The organism is Sphingomonas sp. NCPPB 2930 (genome assembly GCF_042867205.1).
In the GTDB taxonomy this organism is placed as follows: Bacteria; Pseudomonadota; Alphaproteobacteria; order Sphingomonadales; family Sphingomonadaceae; genus Sphingomonas.
This window is the reverse complement of record NZ_JBHZQU010000067.1, coordinates 1-565: the sequence shown is the minus strand read 5'-3', so window position 1 is coordinate 565 and position 565 is coordinate 1. Positions and strand designations below refer to the sequence as shown.

At 42.5% G+C, this 565-nt stretch carries 1 protein-coding gene and 1 pseudogene; both read right to left on the bottom strand.

The genetic code is table 11. The annotated features are described in order from the left end of the window. The coding region (locus ACFX59_RS18400) for an AAA family ATPase (protein WP_387434526.1) at window positions 1–376 on the bottom strand (376 nt) is incomplete at its 3' end. Between the two features lie 4 nt (window positions 377–380). Beyond that, window positions 381–565, bottom strand: a pseudogene (locus ACFX59_RS18395) (hypothetical protein); the annotation flags it as partial.

The following is a 565-nucleotide window of genomic DNA, read 5'->3' as shown; positions in this document are numbered from 1 at the left end:
AGTCACGCGCAATCCGGCGTTCCCATAGAATATCAAAATCTGCTACGAGCCGAATCGTGATAACTTGATAATCAAATTTATTTGCTAAAGTTTCGAGCCTGTCCTTTTGCTTGTATGAAAAAGGATACTCGGTCAAGACAAATTGCTTACCACCACCCATATAAACTTCCAAGGCCTGGTAATAATACTCCCAAACACGCTTTTCCAATGTAACCTTTTCCGTGAGATTGTCAAAACCAACACTCTCTGCCATGTCCTGTTTAAACTCATCAGGCGAAACCGTATAGGTTTGTGGAAGAGCGTCTTGAATCAAATTGGCCAAATAACTTTTCCCTGTTGCTGGCGGCCCAGCTAAGAGCAATAAGTATTTCTTCATAGGCTTACCCCAAATTGGTCGGCTCACCTGTATTCATGAAGAGTCCAATTTTGTGTTTGACGATTTCTTTGACTTTTTGGTTGGCAGGGATGATGTTGTGGCGAAGAGACTTATTGACCTCTGTTGCACCAAAAGCATCCTTGGCTTCTTGTGTCCAGTTGACCAGCAATTCTGTTCCGACATTAAACT